Source organism: Bacillales bacterium (assembly GCA_035700025.1).
Classification (GTDB): Bacteria; Bacillota; Bacilli; order Bacillales; family DASSOY01; genus DASSOY01.
On record DASSOY010000058.1, the window covers coordinates 60,348 to 79,017 of the forward strand.

19 protein-coding genes are annotated in these 18,670 nt (G+C 49.8%); 14 read left to right on the forward strand and 5 right to left on the reverse strand.

Annotated elements, in window-relative coordinates:
- Positions 1 to 48 precede the first annotated feature (48 nt).
- Positions 49 to 888, reverse strand: coding sequence for a lipoate--protein ligase family protein (locus VFK44_09755; GenBank protein HET7628659.1), 840 nt, complete (start codon positions 886 to 888; stop codon positions 49 to 51).
- 335 nt (positions 889 to 1,223) lie between these two features.
- Between VFK44_09755 and VFK44_09760 the strand changes: the two genes are divergently transcribed.
- The 3 genes from VFK44_09760 (at position 1,224) to VFK44_09770 (ending at position 3,503) form a co-directional block, all read left to right on the forward strand.
- Positions 1,224 to 1,853 carry a hypothetical protein gene (locus VFK44_09760; protein HET7628660.1) on the forward strand — a complete coding sequence of 210 codons (630 nt, stop codon included), beginning with the start codon at positions 1,224 to 1,226 and terminating at the stop codon, positions 1,851 to 1,853.
- Between the two features lie 142 nt (positions 1,854 to 1,995).
- Complete coding sequence (locus VFK44_09765; GenBank protein ID HET7628661.1) at positions 1,996 to 3,063, forward strand: aminopeptidase; 1,068 nt, start codon at positions 1,996 to 1,998, stop codon at positions 3,061 to 3,063.
- 113 nt (positions 3,064 to 3,176) lie between these two features.
- Positions 3,177 to 3,503 carry a four-helix bundle copper-binding protein gene (locus VFK44_09770; GenBank protein HET7628662.1) on the forward strand — a complete coding sequence of 109 codons (327 nt, stop codon included), beginning with the start codon at positions 3,177 to 3,179 and terminating at the stop codon, positions 3,501 to 3,503.
- A 50-nt stretch (positions 3,504 to 3,553) separates the two neighbouring features.
- Here the strand turns inward: VFK44_09770 and VFK44_09775 are convergent, their stop codons facing one another.
- Entirely contained in the window at positions 3,554 to 3,811 is a 258-nt protein-coding gene (locus VFK44_09775) for a hypothetical protein (protein ID HET7628663.1), read from the reverse strand.
- Between the two features lie 164 nt (positions 3,812 to 3,975).
- On the opposite strand from VFK44_09775, the gene VFK44_09780 reads away from it, so the two are divergent.
- The 5 genes from VFK44_09780 to VFK44_09800 all read left to right on the forward strand — a co-directional run bounded on the left by VFK44_09780 (position 3,976) and on the right by VFK44_09800 (position 9,860).
- Positions 3,976 to 4,449 (forward strand): GNAT family N-acetyltransferase, encoded by a 474-nt coding sequence (locus tag VFK44_09780; GenBank protein ID HET7628664.1) that lies wholly within the window; start codon positions 3,976 to 3,978, stop codon positions 4,447 to 4,449.
- A gap of 58 nt (positions 4,450 to 4,507) precedes the next feature.
- Complete coding sequence (locus VFK44_09785) at positions 4,508 to 5,116, forward strand: VanZ family protein (protein HET7628665.1); 609 nt, start codon at positions 4,508 to 4,510, stop codon at positions 5,114 to 5,116.
- 601 nt (positions 5,117 to 5,717) lie between these two features.
- On the forward strand, positions 5,718 to 6,443 hold the full coding sequence (locus VFK44_09790) for a hypothetical protein (protein HET7628666.1): 726 nt from the start codon (positions 5,718 to 5,720) through the stop codon (positions 6,441 to 6,443).
- 1,619 nt (positions 6,444 to 8,062) lie between these two features.
- Positions 8,063 to 9,358 (forward strand): HD domain-containing protein, encoded by a 1,296-nt coding sequence (locus tag VFK44_09795; protein HET7628667.1) that lies wholly within the window; start codon positions 8,063 to 8,065, stop codon positions 9,356 to 9,358.
- 1 nt (position 9,359) lies between these two features.
- The gene (locus VFK44_09800; protein ID HET7628668.1) at positions 9,360 to 9,860 is read left to right on the forward strand and encodes a YwgA family protein; all 501 of its coding nucleotides are present in this window, start codon (positions 9,360 to 9,362) and stop codon (positions 9,858 to 9,860) included.
- A 329-nt stretch (positions 9,861 to 10,189) separates the two neighbouring features.
- Here VFK44_09800 and VFK44_09805 read toward each other — a convergent pair whose 3' ends face one another.
- Positions 10,190 to 11,377, reverse strand: a complete 1,188-nt coding sequence (locus VFK44_09805) for an SPOR domain-containing protein (GenBank protein ID HET7628669.1) — start codon at positions 11,375 to 11,377, stop codon at positions 10,190 to 10,192.
- Between the two features lie 196 nt (positions 11,378 to 11,573).
- Between VFK44_09805 and VFK44_09810 the strand changes: the two genes are divergently transcribed.
- Both VFK44_09810 and VFK44_09815 read left to right on the forward strand, forming a co-directional pair.
- The gene (locus VFK44_09810; protein ID HET7628670.1) at positions 11,574 to 11,777 is read left to right on the forward strand and encodes a hypothetical protein; all 204 of its coding nucleotides are present in this window, start codon (positions 11,574 to 11,576) and stop codon (positions 11,775 to 11,777) included.
- 73 nt (positions 11,778 to 11,850) lie between these two features.
- On the forward strand, positions 11,851 to 12,366 hold the full coding sequence (locus tag VFK44_09815) for a YwhD family protein (protein HET7628671.1): 516 nt from the start codon (positions 11,851 to 11,853) through the stop codon (positions 12,364 to 12,366).
- 143 nt (positions 12,367 to 12,509) lie between these two features.
- Here VFK44_09815 and VFK44_09820 read toward each other — a convergent pair whose 3' ends face one another.
- On the reverse strand, positions 12,510 to 14,585 hold the full coding sequence (locus VFK44_09820) for a PBP1A family penicillin-binding protein (protein HET7628672.1): 2,076 nt from the start codon (positions 14,583 to 14,585) through the stop codon (positions 12,510 to 12,512).
- A 239-nt stretch (positions 14,586 to 14,824) separates the two neighbouring features.
- Here VFK44_09820 and VFK44_09825 point away from each other — a divergent pair, with 239 nt between their 5' ends.
- A complete protein-coding gene (locus tag VFK44_09825) occupies positions 14,825 to 15,265 on the forward strand; it encodes a DUF1934 domain-containing protein (protein ID HET7628673.1) in 441 nt (146 codons plus the stop codon).
- The gene (gene argS / locus VFK44_09830; protein HET7628674.1) at positions 15,262 to 16,932 is read left to right on the forward strand and encodes an arginine--tRNA ligase; all 1,671 of its coding nucleotides are present in this window, start codon (positions 15,262 to 15,264) and stop codon (positions 16,930 to 16,932) included. Before VFK44_09825 ends, argS begins: the two co-directional genes overlap by 4 nt.
- Positions 16,933 to 16,951: 19 nt before the next feature.
- On the opposite strand, the gene VFK44_09835 is transcribed toward argS, so the two are convergent.
- A complete protein-coding gene (locus VFK44_09835; protein HET7628675.1) occupies positions 16,952 to 17,464 on the reverse strand; it encodes a topology modulation protein in 513 nt (170 codons plus the stop codon).
- A 117-nt stretch (positions 17,465 to 17,581) separates the two neighbouring features.
- On the opposite strand from VFK44_09835, the gene VFK44_09840 reads away from it, so the two are divergent.
- Together VFK44_09840 and VFK44_09845 are read left to right on the forward strand one after the other, a co-directional pair.
- Positions 17,582 to 17,755, forward strand: a complete 174-nt coding sequence (locus tag VFK44_09840) for a DUF1427 family protein (GenBank protein HET7628676.1) — start codon at positions 17,582 to 17,584, stop codon at positions 17,753 to 17,755.
- Between the two features lie 17 nt (positions 17,756 to 17,772).
- On the forward strand, positions 17,773 to 18,564 hold the full coding sequence (locus VFK44_09845) for an alpha/beta hydrolase (protein ID HET7628677.1): 792 nt from the start codon (positions 17,773 to 17,775) through the stop codon (positions 18,562 to 18,564).
- Positions 18,565 to 18,670 lie beyond the last annotated feature (106 nt).

Here is an 18,670-nt window from a genome sequence, read left to right on the forward strand (position 1 = left end):
CAGCGTGCCCGGTTTGACGCACACAAATGACCTCGTCTTCCTGTTCGATTACGATGGTTCGCCGAGCGCCTTTTTATTCCGGTCGAGCACGCGTTTGTAATACGTATAAAACCAGTCGATTTCGCCCGGGGCGAGCGCTCTCGTTTCCGTTTCTCCGCCGTAATGGTGGAGGGCCATCAGAAACAAGCTCATCATTGCGCGCGTGTTCAACGATTCGTCGAGTAACTCGGACAAAGAAGCCATCGTTTCCGGACGAATTTCCGGGCAAGTCAATTTGTCGTTCGCCTCTGCAGCAGCGAGCTTGTAAAATTCACCGATCATCCTCGCTCTGTCCGAACCGCTTCCTTCGGCGCAAATGTACACTTGTACAGCGACCCCGGAGCGAATTCTCCGCTGTGAAATGCCGGCAAATTTTTTTCCACCGATACTGAGATCGTAACGTCCCGGACAATAGGATCCGTTCACTTCGCCGACGTCGACTTTGGTTTCGAACGGTTCGAGCATCCGCTTTACGATGTTGGCCATCGCTTCATACCCTTTGTCGATGTCGACTTTCTGGTTGTCGGGAAACACAAGCGTCAAATTGAAGATGCCTTTGTCGAGAACGACCGCCAGTCCGCCGGAATTGCGGACGATCACCCGATATCCGCGCGTTCGCAAATAATCGGTACCTTGTTTGATATTCGGAAGGCGGGCGTCTTGGATGCCGAGGACGACCGTCTTGTCGTGAACCCACGTGCGGGCCGTCGGGACGGAGATCCCCTTGCCAACGGCGTGGCAAAGCATGTCATCCATGCCGAACGATTGCTCGGCATCAAGCGCCGGTCCGATGCCGGATTGGTCAATGACCCGCCACTTCGGTTGATACAGCACGTTTCCCTGTTCCATTCCTTCGTCTCCTTACTCATCCATTCCTCGTCCATTATATCACGTTTTTTCGAGCGATCTCGACAACGGTTGGTCTTAGTCAGCGGCAGGGATTCCGTTCCATTTCGGCGAATTAGAAAATAGACGTGCGGAACAAAGAAGGGAAAGACATCCGAGAACGTTTCCCTTTAAAAAACCGATCCTCGCCATTTCAGCGGTGAATCAGTCCCTCGATCGCCTCGCGACGATTTTTTTCGAGGACGCTCTTGGCAAAACCGATCGAAAACAAGTAAAATCTATTAACGGAATAAGACGACCCTGGCCGGGGGATGTTTTTTTTAAAAAGGGGGTTACCGATGAGGCTGTTATTGCCTGCGCTGGCGGGATTGGTGGTGTTGTTCGTCGTACTGGAATTTACCATTCCCGGTACAAAAGAAGACGATAAACCGACAATGAAGCCGGGAACTGTGAAAAGCGCGGAATTGACGGAAACAGAGAAAAATTTATTATTCGCGGGAGGAGCCAAGTCGATCTTCGCTTTCGATTACCGCGTGCCGACGGAGACGATCAATGAATTAAAAGTGTGGATTGACCATTACGAAGACGGCAAGAAACGGGAACCTTTAATTTCCCACAGTACGGAAGTGGTCAGCCGTTCCGGACGGATCATCGCTACGTTTCAAGAAATGTCGTTGACGAACGATACAGTCGCCAAGTGGGTGCTCACGACGGCCGAGGAAAAAGAACGTTCGCATGTTGCTTACGTTCGGAAACAGCCTTCGACTTCGGGGATCAAAGCGACGTTAAAACGGGCGCAAACAATGAAAATTAAGTCCGCGGAGCCGATCATTTTGGCTGTTATCGTCAAAGACACCGATGCGGCATCGATCAGCGTCGGCGGCGGAGTTTTTCAAGATCCTACTGAATTGCAAAGCGTTATTCACCGGTATCAATCGGTTTACGTGCTGCGTTGCCGCTTTCGCTAAAAAAGCCCCTCGTCTTGGAATCACTCGTTGTTTCCAATTGGTCGAACGGAAAAGCGAAGGATTTTTCATTTTATGGAAAGGACATGAGCGAGTTTTGTCGAACGCATATAAGGACGATGAAACACATGAAGGGGTTGAAGCTGTGGCAGATTCGAGAATTGTGCAGTTGGCGGACACGCTTGTCCACCATTCCATTGAAGTTAAGCAAGGCGAACGGGTATTGCTCATGGGTTCTACGGTCGCGGAGCCGCTCTTGAAAGAAGTGTACCGCACCATTTTGCAGGCGGGCGGATTGCCGATCACGCAATTTACATTGCCCGGCGAGTTGCGCATATTGTTGGATGAAGGCAATGAACAACAGTTGACCGATTTACCGTTCGAAGAATGGGCGTTTCATCATGTAGATGCGTTGATTCAAGTGGTTGCCCCCGCTAACACGAAAGAACTGACAGGCATCGACATGAACAAATTGCAGTTGCGACAGAAAGCTTTCGAGCCGCTTTCGCAACGATTGATGACGGATCAAATCCGCTGGGTCGTCACGCAGTTTCCGACGAATGCGGGCGCACAGGATGCGGAAATGCCGCTTGAGCAATACGAAGATTTCGTTTACGGCGCGACGAATGTCGATTATGCAAAACTGAAGGAGACGATGGAAGAGGCGGCAGCGTATTTCAACAAAGCCTCGAAAGTTCGCGTCGTTGCCGAGGGAACCGATATTACGGTCGACATCGAAGGACGCGAAGCGGTCATCTCTTATGGAAAAAGAAACGTGCCGGACGGCGAGTTTTTCTACACGCCGAATCATTTAAAAACCGAAGGCTGCATCTATTACGATTGGCCGGCGTTGATCGGCGGCCGGGAAGTTCAAGGCATCCGCCTTGTTTTCAAAGAGGGCAAAGTCGTTGAGGCAAGTGCCGAAAAGGGCGACGATTACTTGCAGCAAATGTTAGAAACGGATGAAGGCGCGCGTTATCTCGGAGAGCTCGGCATCGGTACGAACTTTGGTATCGCGAAACCGACGAAAAGCGTTTTGTTTGATGAAAAAATCGGCGGATCCGTTCACATGGCGCTCGGGAATGCGTATAAGAAAGCCGGCGAGGGCAACAAATCGGCGATTCATTGGGACATGGTGAAAAACTTAAAAGACGGCGGCGAAATTTATCTCGACGGCCGCTTGATTCAAAAAAGCGGCGAGTGGGTGTATTGAAAAACGCTTGCCAAGTCGATGGTGTTGAGCCTGCAGGTTGAAACGTCCGTTTGGAAACGGTCCCGTCGTGGAATGATAATAAGGCGAAATTTTGAAACACGGGAGGTGGACGAATGGAGACGGCTTATCAAGAATGTATGAAAGCGTGCTGGGAGTGCATGGAAGCGTGCAATCATTGTTATGATGCCGCTTTGAAGTCGGACAACCTGGATGACTTTCTCGACGTCATCCGGCTGACACAGGAATGTGCTTCCGTCTGCAGCTATACGGCGGAAGCGATTTCGAGACATAGTCTTTTTGCAGAAGAAATTGGTGCGCTTTGCGCCGTAATTTGTGAGTCGTGCGGCAACGCCTGCAAGAAGATGGAAGACTCTTTTTGCAAAACGTGTGCCACGCAATGTCTCGCCTGTGCGGAAAGATGCCGAAAACTCGGCGTGTAACAAAGGCTTTCCGAGTGTGGAGAATCGCTTCGATTTTCCACGCTTATTTTTTAATGGCCGTGTATCGCATTTTGCGCACGGTATTTGTCCGCTTCTTTAACGTATATCGTATATTCATTGTTTTGCGCTCCCCATTGACCGCCGGCGGGAAATTGCGCCCTCACGACGACGCGATACTTCACCCCGGATTCCTTCAACCTTCCGACCGCACGGTAGTAGTCTTTCATGCTGAACGTATTGTACACGTTCGTTTTTTTGCTGGAAAACAGCCATTCGAACCATTCCATAAGTGCTTGCAAGATGCCCAAAGTGGATTTCCTCCTCTAAGTTTTTCGTCTCCATAACACCCGCGGTTGCAAGTTTCTTCCTTCCGTTCCTTATTTCGCCGATCGGAACGGATTTTCCTGCATATAAGGTCCCATTGTGTCGAATCATTCGGTATGGTTAAATGGGGAAAAGGAGAGAGTCGCAAATGACGATGGAGGCTTGGAACAAAGGAAATTATTTTATTTCAACGGATAAAGCGAAGCTGGACAGGGAGACGATTTATCGTTACTTGGCTGAGGAATCTTATTGGGCGGAACAATTGCCGCGCAGCGTGTTCGAGAAATCCATCGAAGGTTCGGCCGTCTGCTACGGGGTTTATTTTAAAGATCCGAAATCCGGCCTCATGAAACAGGTCGGCTTTGCGCGTGTCATTTCCGATTTAGCCACTTTCGCGTATTTGGCTGATGTGTTCATTCTCAAACCACACCGCGGCAAAGGGTTGTCGAAATGGCTCGTCGATGTCATTTTGCATGATTCGCGACTGTCGGGACTGCGCCGGTTCTTGCTGGCGACGAAGGATGCACACGGATTGTATTCGCAACACGGATTCAAACCGCTGGCCAATCCCGAATCGATGATGGAAATCGCGCGGGGCGCCTCGATTTATAAAGAGCGGTAGCGGGCGGTTTAAATCGTTTCTGCATGAGCTTATTGTGTCAGCAAAGGGGGTTGCACGTTTGTATTTATTGGATGGCATGTTGGTGATGGTTTTAGGGATCGCAGGTTATGCGCTCGCACGCGGCCTGTTCGTCATGCTGCAATTTTATCGATCGAGACGCATCCGCTGGATCAGGGAAGGCGGTCTGCTGCTTTTCGTATCATGGATGTTCTGGGTAATTTCCGTTACGTTGTTTCCGATTCCGATCGGCATTCGTCTCGAGGCGCATCCCCGGCTGAATTTGGTTCCGCTCGTATCCGTCATGAACAGCATCAAGCAAATCGGCACCGCCTATGAAGGTGATTCTTTGTTCATGCTTCATCTCGTTTTGCGCAACGTCGGCGGGAATTTTTTATTGTTGTTGCCTTTAGGTTTTCTGGCGCCGATGCTCTGGGAGCGGATGTTAGCTTTGAACTCCCTTTTCCTCTTCGCTCTCGTAACGACGATCGGCATAGAAACGTTGCAATTGTTGGAGACGTTGGCCGTCGGCATTGGACACGCCGTTGATATTGACGACGTAATCTTTAATGCATCGGGTGCCGTTGCCGGCTATTTTATTTATCGAATTGCTAAAAAATATAGTAAGTCAGTCAAGAAGCCGGTCGGCGTAGGGGACACGATCCAGTAGCCCCATCGTATTGACTGCCAGCCGAGTCCTTTCAAATGAAAGATCGTTAGTTAATAAGAAACCAAGTTAATTGTGGGGGGCAGTATACCAGAAGAAACCGTTATTGAAAAATGTCTTGTCATGTTGGATATGGCCTTAAATCGGCATCCACACAGAGACCAAGGAGCGAAAAAACACAACCATTCTACTTCTTATCTATGCGCAGCTTCGAGAACATGAGTCCCTTTGGGAGATCTGAGAACCTGAGAGCGAAGGACACCTTACAAGAACTCGCGAAACTGTTTTTATATTTTTAGAACCTGTATCACGGATGTAGGACTGATTTATAAGCAACATTAATAGAAATTCTTATAAATTAGGTATAATGGCTTATTTAAAATAGCTAAAAGATAGTTCGTTTGTATTGATTTTCAAAAAATGGGAGGGAAATTTGAATTCAGTGTAGAAAATCTTTTTAGACAAGAAAGGAAAAATAAGGAGATAATAAAGTGAAAAAATCAGAAATGTTAAAAAGTCGTTTTTAGCTGTTGTGATGTGCCTTTCTTTATCGCTTGTTTTAATCCCAACAAATTCATCCAGTGCATCGTCAGTAAATCACACAATGTCAGAAAAGAAAGTTGACAAGATATTATTGAATATCGGGGTTCCGCAAACTGTAATAAATGAGTGGGAGTTTCCCAAAAAACTGAAACTTGCTCAAAAGGCGAAGAAGAACAAAAAGATAAAGTTTGTAAAACACATCGAGAAAGATTATTATGTAAATTCTGAAGGGCAACTAGAAGCTGTCCCTAAACATAGCGCAACGGGGATTTCTACAATGTCATCAACTATTCCTGAGACAGATTTAACACTATCCTTCGATGTTGTTGATCTCTATACAAAATATGGCGTTTATGGTAATTTCCATTGGCTCACATCTGTGGATCTAGATGGTGATAGGATGGGAATGGCTGTTAATGAGGACTGGAACTTAATTGCAGGCTCCTACGCCTGTCATAATTATTGGAAACCTTTGGCCGACTCAGTATGGTATGATGGTGGAAATTGCGGAGGTCGTCCATTAACAATTGATGTTTATGGTGCTGATTGGAATGTAGAAAACTTCCCAGGAGAAAATAATGTAGAAGCGAAAAGAGCTAAAGGGTATATTTACTTTGAAATGTCCCCCTCTGATCCATATGCTTATCGAAGAGTAATATCACAATATTGTCATGATAATACGAGCGGTGGAACATCATCTATTTCAGTTACAATAGGTCCTCTTTCAGTGAGTCATACAACAAGTTCCGGTTCAATAAGCAAAGCAGCGGAAGATACAAGCTTTTAAAAAACATTTTATGATAATCCCTTTTGCTCAGAAATCCCTAATCATAAGAACGGTTGTTTGATACAATGGAATTACAAACAATCTATTGGCTGGCCATTTATTCTGAGCTAACGGAATAATCATTAAACATTATAAAGGTAGGGTGTTATCCCCACCTTTATGTTGATGAAATTACCGAGTAAAGACACAATGTTAAGGAAGGGTTTAACTTTGAAAAAATATACACTTGGAATATTGATCGTATCCCTATCACTTCTTACTCAAGCCATAATTTTTACAGTAGCTAAATCAGGGAATGGATTATGGTATCAAAATGTTTTACCTATTTCGTACATCCTAGTGGCAGTGGTTATTATATGGGGATTAGTTTTAATATATTTTGATATATTTTAAACCGGTATAACCTATTGCCTGATGGTGTTAATTCAATTAGAGACTCAAACTAAACATTCGCTTTTACAGATCAAGCGATGTTATGCTTCTTCCTTTGGAAATCCAATAGAAAATAGCTCGAACAGATCCTCCGTAGGCCAAAACGAATATCGAAAGGGCGAAAAAAAGAATGAAAGGCCGGACCGTTAGTCACTGTGAAATTTATAATAATCCCAAACGGATAGAAGCCACCTTTTGCTTGGTCATTCTCTTTTTTGGTTGTTGAGCAAAAGATGCCCATCAGAATAATTTGATAATAATGTGTTCCTGCTATTATGCAACGCTAGTGATCTGATATGAAGGAGCTCTCAAGCGGCGCCGTATCTTATTTTTGGTTCATTGCCCCGTTTTTTGACGAACTTTACTAGATGGAGCACTTTTTAATGTGTCTCCAAGCAAAACTTTACATGAAGTAGCGGAAATGATAGCCTTATCCGCTGAGTCAGATCTTTTCAAACCAGGCCTCTCATGGCGCAAAAAGTCATACCCGCAGACGCTCAATGTCAAGTTGTTCATTGTGCATTGTACGCTCCTCCTTGGAAAAGGATAAAAGCATCGCACGAACGCAAACATGTCATCGACGGTGAGCAGTTTGGTTTCCTTGGGTTCTCACATTTTATCTCTCCGACTGGGGAACTGATACGAAATAAGGTCGCGGTTAAGCCCGAAAAGACTTAGCGCATAGGGAACTCGTGGATTCTCCTTATCGATTTTATTCTTTTACCTCCAGGCTTTATTATCAGCTCCGTGTTAACAATAGATTTAGAAACAAGATGATCTTTATACGTCACTTCACTTTTTGTTTTCCATTTCTCGGGCGACCGCCCAAATAAAGCCTGCTAATTTACACGCAACAGTTGTTAAGGCTTTCCCGCTCGATTTTCCTTTACTCATCATCCGAAAATATTTGTTGTGTAGCCGGTGTTGGGCTTTCTATGAGATGGCCTGTGCGCCGTTGCCGGTTATTTTAGTTATCGTATTACAAGAAAATATAGTAAGTCTGCCAAGAAGCCGAATCACCGTCAGGGATACGATTAAGGCGGGAAGACATTAATCATTTGGCACAAGCCAAGTGTAGCCTTTACATAAGGAAGAAAACCAGGTTTTCACCGCCGTGTAAAACCTCTATAATGAAGAGCAACAAGTATTTTTTCACTTCCAACTTCCGGAAATGGATGTGACCACCGATGGCTCATCGCGCGTTTCAACTTGACGAAGAGAAGGTTTTCAAAGATCCGATTCATCAGTACATCCACGTGAAAGACACGCTCATTTGGGATTTGATCGGCACGAAGGAGTTTCAGCGCTTGCGGCGTATCCGTCAGCTCGGCACGACGTACGTGACGTTCCATGGTGCCGAACATAGCCGTTTCAGTCATTCGCTCGGCGTTTACGAAATCGTTCGCCGCATCATCGACGTCTTCGACGAGCGGCCGCAATGGGATCCCGAGGAGCGCCTGCTCGCGCTCGCTGCAGCCCTGCTGCACGACGTCGGGCACGGACCCTTTTCGCATACGTTCGAGAAGGTGTTTCATCTTGATCATGAAGAGTGGACGAGGCGCATCATTCTCGGCGATACGGAAATTCACCGCGTTCTGCTTGCGGCCGGAGACGATTTCCCGCAAAAAGTCGCCGACGTGATCGCAAAGACTTACGAAAACAAGCTCGTCGTGAGTCTCATTTCCAGCCAAATTGATGCAGATCGGATGGACTACTTGCTGCGTGACGCGTATTATACGGGCGTGAGCTACGGGCATTTCGACATCGAGCGGATTTGGCGCGTGATGCGGCCGCACGACGACCAAGTCGTCATCAAGCAAAGCGGGATGCACGCGGTCGAGGATTACATCATGAGCCGCTATCAAATGTATTGGCAAGTGTATTTCCATCCAGTGACGCGAAGTGCCGAGGTGATTCTTGGCAAGATTCTCAAGCGCGTCCGGCACTTGCACGAATCGGGGTATGTCTTCAGGGAGACACCGGAAAGAATTTTACCGTTCATTCGCGAGGCGGCGGCGTTGGACGATTATTTAAAATTGGATGAATCGGTCGTCATGTACTATTTTCAAATGTGGCAGGAAGAGGATGACGCGGTGCTGCGGGACTTGTGCGGCCGCTTCATGAATCGGCGCTTGCTGAAATACGTAGAATTCGACCCGCATGCGGAAATGGAAGCTTACATGCACTTACGCGATTGGTTTCGCGAGGCGGGCATCGATCCCGACTATTACCTCGTCGTTGATTCGTCGAGCGATTTGCCGTACGACTTTTACCGGCCGGGCGAAGAAGGTGAACGTTTGCCGATTCATTTGCTTACGGCTTCCGGAGAATTACGCGAGCTGTCGCGCGAGTCGGACGTTGTCGAGGCGATTTCCGGAAAAAAAAGAACCGACCATAAATTGTATTTTCCTGAAGATTTGCTTGCCGGCTTGCCGGAATCTACGGTTAAATTGAACATTTTGCATACATTGAGGGGGACTTAGATTGCTGGAGGACCACGCGAAGCTGCTGGAGGTCTTGCACCATGCCCGTGACGGCATTGGACGAAGAAAACTGCAGAAAATCTTGTACGTGTTAAAAAAACTGCATTTTCCGTTTCACGAACAATTTCACTTCCAATTTTACGGGCCGTACTCCGAAGAGGCGGCGCTCCGCGTACAGGAGTTGTGCAACTTGAAGTTTTTGCATGAGCAAGAAAGCGGAAAGGGCCACGGCGTGTATGTTTTGAGCGAGGAAGGGAAAGCGTTCTTGCAGCATCATGATGTGCACATGCCCGGACTTGATCGCTGTGTCCATTTGCTTAACGCCCAAAGCACGCGGTTCCTCACGCTGCTTGCGACGGTGCTGCATTTTTCCGAATTGCCGCCGAAGGAAACCGAAAGAAAAGTGTTTGCCCACCATCGCCAACAAGGCTACACGAAGCAAGACATCGAGGAGGCCGTTCGGTTCGGGCGGCAGTTGCAGCCGAAACATTTTGCCATGTAAACTTCAGAGTGCAGTCTATGAAAATGTAACATCAGTTGTGAAAAAGCGGGAATCGCTCATGACAGACGCTATTTTAATCAAATAGGCCGCTTTTTTCCAAAATCGCTCACCAGAAACGCTAATTCCCGTGATTGGTGAAAAAACCTGCCGGCTTTCGACTAGATTCGGAAAATAACGTTCTTCATGAACGATTTCATTTGAAAATCGCCTATTAAAAGAAAATAAGAACACAGGTGCACGATCCTTTCACCGACAAAATGAATACAGGATGTCACCTAGGTTTGCCGAAGGATTTCTTAAGAGCTGCCTGCGTAGCAGGCAGCCCTCGTTTATTTCCACCAGTCGAGAAATCTTCTAAGGATCGAACGAGAGGAACGGGTGTATTTTTGCCGCAAGCTGTACTGTTTCATCTTTTCATATTGCAGCAAGACCGCAGTGCCGTAAGGTTGATCAAATCGATGTTCGCGGACGAGGGTGTTCCAGGCGGCGTACCGACCGGTTCTTGCCGGAGGGCAAGGGTCGACGAGCGGATATCCTTCCGGAGGCGGCTTGTTCGCTGCAAGAGCGTACAAATGTTGAATGTGCGCAAGCACCCCGTCTTGCGGAGTCGGAAAGCTGGCGCCGGAGGGCTGTGTCTTTTGCGCGCAAAGCCGGCAGTAGTTGTTTTGTTCCGGATCGACTTCTCCTTTGAAGCCAAAGTCGTCGGTTTCGAGGAGCGCCTGGGCGAAGGCAATGTCTGCTCTTACGCCGTAGTGGTTGCCGAAGGCGATATAATGCCGTCCGAGTTGAGGGGCTTCGTCGTTGACGTGCCTCGCATAGATGTCTAATTGTGCGGCACTGAGAAACGAGGGTCCGAGAATCGGCTCCATTTTTTCAGTGCGGCTCGACACGAGGATGAACGGATGCCCAATCCCCATTTTCTTTAATTCTTGAAGTCTTTTCTCCGCCTGCCTCCGCTCTGAAAATCGCCCGGCATCCACTCGATACACGACGTTTTCGCCTGTCACCGCTTCTTCTACGAAGGCGCGCACTTGTTGCTGTTTGAGAAATTTCGCGCGGTCGCTGGCTGCCTCTTTCGTTTGAAAAGATTCGGCGAACACACGGTAAAGAGGGTGGCCAACGGCAGGAAGCGAAAGCACGCCGGCAATTTTGTCCGCCACGGCGGCAGCGTCTCGCGCGAGGGCTTGCTTGTTTGGCGGGCGGGGACATTCGGCAGCCATGTGCACCGTCCGCTTTCTTCTTCGCGACCGCCGTGAAGGCGGTATAACCGAAAAACGAATGCCGCCCTGATCTTTCCGAAGCTGCAAACGGCAATAACCATCCGCTTGCTGCCGGCGGCCCCCCCGCAGACGCTTGTCCGAATTCAAATCAATCAGGACGACTTTGACATTGTATCGCTCGAGTAATTGCGATCGTACCGCTTTCGCCCATTGCTCATTGGCTGGTTTTTCTCCGTTGCCGGCACCGTTCTTTTTCCTTCCGCAGCCGGCATCGATCACGACCGTTTTCAATTCCATCACCTCTTTTCCATATGTTCAATCTATGAAACGGTTTCTCAAACCGAATGGACGAAAAGCGTTATTCGTGCAAAATGTGCCGTTATCGATCATACTTTTGATAGATTCGAATTCGGGACTTTTTTCATACCAATGAACGAATCATCGCACTCATACGATGTAGTGAACTTGAAAGACGACAGGGGGGGATATGGAAATGCTTTGGAAGACGGTTGTTTTGTGGATGTTGCCTTTGGCGGCGTTTCTCGGAACGTTAATCGGCTTTTTCGCGGGAGGGGCGCAGTTTCATTTATGGCAGCGCGAGCTGCTTGTTTTTCTCGCCGTTTGGATTATTGCTGGAAGCATCGTTGATTTCGCAACGGAACGCGCGCGAATGAATCAATCCCGCGAATACCGGTAGCCGGCGGGATGAATCGGCGGGTGCGGGTGTGATAAAATAAAGAGACAGCCTGCAAGCGAAGGAGGCGGTTTCAGTGGCCGAAGAAAAGAAGAAGCAACAGTTCAATATCATTAGCGGAGATCCAACGGGCGGAGATGGGAGCTACGGCGTTGGGGCGATCACCCTCGACAACGTGACGCCTGTCATTGTCGATCCCGAAGCGGGAGAAGCGTATATTGAAATGGAAGCACTGCATGCCCGCAGCAAGGTGGAAAGACGAGTGCGCTTCAGCCCGAGCAAAGAAGGGTTGGAAGACGCGCGGTTGTATTGGATCGTCTGGGTGGTGACCGAGCGCGGCGAGTACGGGCCGCACTATACAGGATTAGGGGCGTGCGAAATGCGGGTTTCCCGCGAGGAGCGAAGAATCCGTCCCGGGTATAAGTCGATGCCGGAGCATGTGAATCATATGGACAAGGCGCTAAAGCGTCACGTAATCGTCGATAATATGGACGAACGGTCGAGACAAATCTTGAAACGATTTCTGCAAGAAGAACGGCCGGAACTGTGGGAAAACACGAGCGAAGACGTGAAGCGCCATTTCGAAAGTTGATTGCAAATTTGAACATTTTTTGAACGTTTTTCGAAAACCTTGTGTCTAGTCACGTTCCGCCGTAAACTTAATTTACATGCACATGTATTATTGGGACAGCAAAAGGTCCGGAGACGCCGATCTCCGGACCTTTTGCGTTCGCGTCAAAACGGGAGCCAGTCGAGAATCCCGCCGTCAGGTTCTTCTTTTTTATCTTTCGGTTCCGTCGGATTCGGCAACGAAGGTTCATGAATATGTTTCTTGCAATAAGCTTTCGGCTGCGTACCTTTCACATAATACACATAGCGTTTTTGCGGGCAGTCCCCGGTCGCCCGTTTCCCAGTATCCGGATCGACCCAAACACCGATTACCCCGGGCGGCGGTTGAAACGGGTGTTTTGGCGATCCTTGCAGCGCCTGTTTCATGAAATGCCCCCAAATTTTCTTGGAATGGTGCGTCTCTGTTACCGAATCGAGTTTTTCGCCTTTGTCATAGCCGGTCCAGACGCCTGCGGCCAGCTTCGGCGTGAAACCGATCATCCAACTGTCTGTGGCCGTCGTTCCCGATTTTCCCGCCACTGTACGGTGCAAGTAATTGTTGATACGTCGGCCGGTCACAGAAGTATAATCGTTTAACGATTCATCGAACGTGCCGGTCATGACTTGGGCCAATACGAACGCGGTGGCTGTATCGAACACGTGCTTTCTTTCGAAATCATTCGCGTAAATCACTTCGCCGTCCCGATCGACGACCTTGCGAATGAACGTCGGTTCGACACGGTAGCCGCCGTTCGCAAACGCGCTGTACCCGCGCACCATATCCAACACCGTCACCGGTTTGGTCCCGAGCGCGAGCGATGGAATTGGCGCAAGCGGCGTCGTGATGCCCGCTTTTTTCGCGGTCTCCACAAGTTTCTCGGGCCCGACGAACATGTTCGTTTTCACCGCATACACATTGTCGGACAGCGGAAGTGCCTGCATCAATGTGATCGGGCCGTGCGCATAATAGTTCCCGTAGTTATGCGGGGAGTACGTGGAGTGCCCGTTATTGTAGCGAAACGTCGTTGGTTCGCTGATGAGCTTTGTCGAAGGTGTAAAGCCGTTCGCGAGCGCCGTATAATACAAGAAAGGCTTGAAGGAAGAGCCCGGCTGACGCTCCGCCTGAACGGCGCGGTTGTACGAGCTTTCGTCGAAATCGCGTCCGCCGACGAGCGCTTTGACCGCTCCAGTTTGCGGATTCATCGCCACGAGAGCGGCTTGCATATCAGAGTCGTCCGGCATCCATTTCTCCACTTGCTGCTCGGCGATTTTTTGCAAATGCGTATTGAGCGTCGTGTATACTTTGAGCCCGCCTGTATGAATCATCTGCGGCGTCAGATGCAATTTTTCACGCAAAAACCGTTCGACCGTCTTTTGAAAATACGGAGCGACGCTTTCCGAATTCGTTTCATGATGATGCTCGACAAATTCAAGCTTTTGCCGGGCGGCCTGTTCCGCTTGCTGCTTCGTGATATACCCGGCTTGCACCATCGCATGCAGCACCGTTTTCTGGCGCATTTGCGCATTTTCCATGTTGTAGTACGGCGAAAAGTAGCGTGGACCGTTCGGGATGCCTGCCAGCATGCTCGCCTCCGCAAGTGTCAAGTCCCCCGCGTCTTTGTTGAAAAAATAACGGGCGGCCGCCTCGATTCCGTACGAGCTGTGGCCGTAATAAATGGTATTCAAGTAACCTTCGAGAATGGTATCCTTCGAATAATTGGCTTCAAGCCGCAGCGTCAGCAACGCTTCGCGGATTTTGCGCAGCCACGTTTTGTCCTGCGTCAAGTATAAATTGCGGGCATACTGCATGGTGATCGTGCTTGCGCCCTCGGCTTTCGACAACGTCATAAGGTCTTCGAGGGCAGAGGCGGCGATGCGACGCACGTCGAAGCCGAAATGGTCGTAAAATCTTTTATCCTCGATCGCGATTGTGGCTTTCACAGCAGCCGGGGAAATCTCGTTCAGCGAAACCCAATAACGGTTTTGCCCGCCGTGTTCGGCTTCACCAATTTTTTTGCCATGATCCGAATAAAAGACGGTCGTTTGCGGTACTTGCAAAGGCGGAGGGCCGGCGGTTTTTGCATATATGTAAAGACCAATAAAGCATAAGGAAACGGTGGAAACGACAAAAAAGCCGATGAACAGCATCAGCTTGATTAACGTCCACGTTCGTTTCAATCGTTTTTGCGTAACGACTTCCATGTTTCGGTCTCCCCCTGCCTCGCGGTGGTGCGTCTATCATCAGTATGTACGTCAGCGGTCATTTTTAAACTTTCATCGGCATAGGCCGCGCCGACTTGAAGGTACACCGTCTCTTTTCGTATAATAAAGAGAAACTTTGATCCGTGGGGGGTCTTCGCCCTCCACGGTTTGTTCGTTGCGATGCTTGAATGCGAGGGGCGGGACGAATGAAGATACATCACAAGGAGGAGCGGGATGGAATGGATGCAGTGATTCCCGTCGTAATCGATCTCACTTCAAAAGTGAACGGCAATAACGGCGACGAGACGACGCAAAACCGCGTAAAGGGTACCTTGGTTGAGAAAGGGCCGTCCGTCTATATTCGGTATCATGAGAAATTGGAGGAGCACGAAGATGCCGTGCGCAACGTGTTGAAAATCGGCGAAGATGACGTGACGATCATACGCAACGGCGGCGTCTCCATGCACCAGCGTTTCCAAGAAGGAAAAAAGACGGAAGGATCGTATCGAACGCCGTTTGGGACGATGAGGATGGAGACGGCGACGAAGCAATTCGACTATGAATGGAAAAGCGATGAAGGCCGGGGCGAGATCGTGCTCGTATACGAGCTCGTCCTGCAAGGACGCGATCTCGGCCGCGTGACGTTGACGTTCAGCATTAGGGAGGCGGATGAGACTTGAACATCGTAGAACAATTGAAAGAGGATTTGAAGAAAGAGATTGCGAATGCCGTCGTGAAGGCAGGGCTGGCGGAGCGCGAAGCGCTGCCGGATGTTGTGCTGGAGCACGGAAAGGAGAAAGAACACGGGGATTATGCGACGAACATGGCGATGCAGTTGGCGCGAATCGCCAAGAAAGCGCCGCGGCAAATTGCGGCGGAGATCGTCGAAGCGTTCGATAAAGAGAAGGTATCGGTGGAAAAAATCGAGATTGCCGGCCCCGGGTTCATGAATTTCTTCGTGGACAAAGGCTATCTCACGAAGGTGATTCCGGCGATTGTTGAGGCGGGCGAGCGTTACGGCGAGAGCGACGCCGGGAACGGGAAAAAGGTGCTCGTCGAGTTCGTGTCGGTGAATCCGACGGGTAGCCTGCATCTCGGGCATGCGCGCGGAGCGGCGATCGGCGACACGGTGAGCAATGCGTATGCAAAAGCGGGTTATGACGTGAGCCGCGAGTATTACAACAACGATGCGGGCAACCAGATTCATACGTTGACGCTGTCGCTGGAAGCGCGGTATTTGCAAGCGCTCGGTGAGGAAAAAGCGTTGCCGGAGGATGGCTATCACGGGCAAGAAATCGTCGAGCTCGGCAAGGAGCTGGCGGACGGTCACGGCGATGAATTTGCGAAAATGACGCATGAAGAAAGGTACCCGCTGCTGCGGAAGTTTGCGCTTGAAAAAGTGACGGCCGGGATCCGGAAGGATTTGAGCGATTTTCGCGTGGAATTCGATTCGTGGTTTTCGGAAAAAAGTTTGCATGATGCCGGCGCGATCGAGGAAACGTTGGCGATCTTGCAGAAAAACGGCGAGACGTACGAAAAAGACGGCGCGATTTGGTTTGCGTCGACGAAATACGGCGACGACAAAGACCGCGTGCTTGTAAAAAGTGATGGTAAGTACACGTACTTAATGCCGGATATCGCGTATCACTTGAATAAATTCCAGCGCGGCTACGATCAGCTCATTGACTTGCTCGGCCCTGATCACCACGGCTACATTAACCGGATGAAAGCGGCCGTTCAAGCGCTCGGCTACGAGCGCGACCGCTTGAACATTCACATTTACCAAAATGTGAACTTGTTTCAAAACGGCGAGCGGGTGCGGATGAGCAAGCGGACCGGGAAAGCGGTCACGCTGCGCGAGCTGATGGAGGAAATCGGCGTTGACGCGATGCGTTATTTCTTCGCGATGCGCAGCTCGGATACACATCTTGATTTCGACATGGATTTGGCGCTGTCACAGTCGAATGAAAATCCGGTGTACTACGTGCAGTACGCGCACGCTCGGATTTGCAGCATCTTGCGGCAAGGCGAAGAAATGGGTTTGAGCGGCGCGGGAGCGGCGGATCTGACGCTCATTGAGTCGGAGAAGGAATTCGATTTGCTGAAAAAGCTCGGCGAGTTTCCGGCGACGGTTGCCGAAACGGCGGAAAAATTGGCGACCCAGCGGCTGACGAATTATGTGTATGACCTCGCGTCCTTGCTGCATAAATTTTATAATGCCGAACGTGTCTTGGACGAGTCCGATCTTGAAAAAAGCCGAGCCCGCTTCCAGCTCATCCAGGCTGTGCAAATTACGCTTCGCAACGGTTTGGCTATGCTCGGTGTTTCCGCGCCGGAGAAAATGTAATAGGACCCCGCGATCGGGGTCATTTTTTTGCTTGCAACAAGAATTGTTCGATTGCATTCTCACTCGTCAAGCGGACGACGATCTTGTCGTTTTTTTGTTCCTCCAGCAGCCGGCGCATCGTTCGTTTGCGCCGCCGGTAAGTCGTGACGATGAATTTAAGGAATGCCCATTCCATTCGTTCTTCGCAGCCCGCTCCCATATCCGGACGGGTCTTTCCTTTGTTCGTGTACCACCGTTTCAACACGCGGTAAAGGCAAAGCGCCAGCGGACGTTCGAGATAAATGACAGCGTCTGCGCGGGCGAGCCGAATGGCGAAGGTGCTGCTGTAATTGCCTTCGATGATCCATTCCGGTTGATCGGCGGCGGCTTGAACTGCAGCCGCGAAAGCTTGCGGAGCGGCTTCGATCCAGCCAGGCTTCCAATATAAGGTGTCGAGATGAATGACGGGAAGATCAAGGGTTTTGCCAAGCCGGCGGGCAAACGTCGATTTGCCCGCTCCGGCGGACACGCCGACGACCATGATTTTCTTCATCGAACGGCCACCTCATTTCGGGGGATTTTTCATCGTTTGCGTCTTTCGCGTCCATTTTTTATGATACAAGGGTGCATGAATTTGCGGAATGTCCGCATGCTAACAGGAGGAATGACTATGAAAATTGCGATGGTTGCTCTCATGACCGGCTTTATTGTCGGATTCATTTTTGCCTTGTTGAAATTGCCGATCCCGGCTCCTCCGGCACTTCCAGGCATCGCCGGCATCATTGGCATTTATTTAGGCTTTCAAGTGTTCACGAAATGGGTGTATCCGTTTTTCGTTAACTAGCGATAGGAGGATGCGTCATGCCGTCGTTGACAGTGAGATCGATCGTACCGACGTACTATGAACAGATTGGCAGCGGTACGCCGATCGTCTTTCTTCATCCGCCTCACATGGACCATACCGTTTTTCTTTACCAACGTTCGCTGGCTAAGTCGTTTCAAGTCGTATTTTACGATTTTCGCGGCCATGGCAGAAGCGGCGTTGATCCGCGTCCGGTTACGATCTCTTCGCTGGCTGAAGAGCTGTACCGGTTCATCGACCGATTGGACCTCGAGCAAGTGGTGCTCTGCGGCTACTCCAGCGGCGGGTCTGTGGCTCAAGAGTTCGCACTCAACCATCCGGAGCGTACGAAGGCTCTTATTTTATCAGGCGGGTTTCCGAGGGTCAATACTTTTTTGCTGGCGAACGAGTTTCGCCTCGGCATGGCGTTGGTTAAGGCCGGCCGGCACCGGCTGTTGAGCCGCGTTTTCGCGCTTACTCACAAACTGACCGAAGACGACGAGCGGGTGCTGTACGATCATTGCATGCGTACTGACGGGCGGTCCGCCTACGAATTTTATGAAAGCAGTTTTCGGTACGACTGCACTGACCGGCTTCATGCCCTGACGGTGCCGCTCTTGCTGCTGAACGGCACGCGATCGCGTTTGACACATCCGTACATCCAGCAATACGCCCGGAGCGTCGATCGTTTCACCTCCGTATTTATCGACCGCGGGAGACATATGATGCTGACTCGTTCTCATAAACCGTTCAATCAGGCGATCACTCATTTCATCAAGCGGCTTGACGCCGCTTTTCCCCTGCCGCGCTAGCGTTGGCAGGTTTTTTTGTGCGGGGACGATTGTGGTGCAGCGTTGGTCGGTTGGGAGGTGCCGGCCAGGGGCGCCCTTATTTGGGGTACAGCAGCCTATTTTTGTT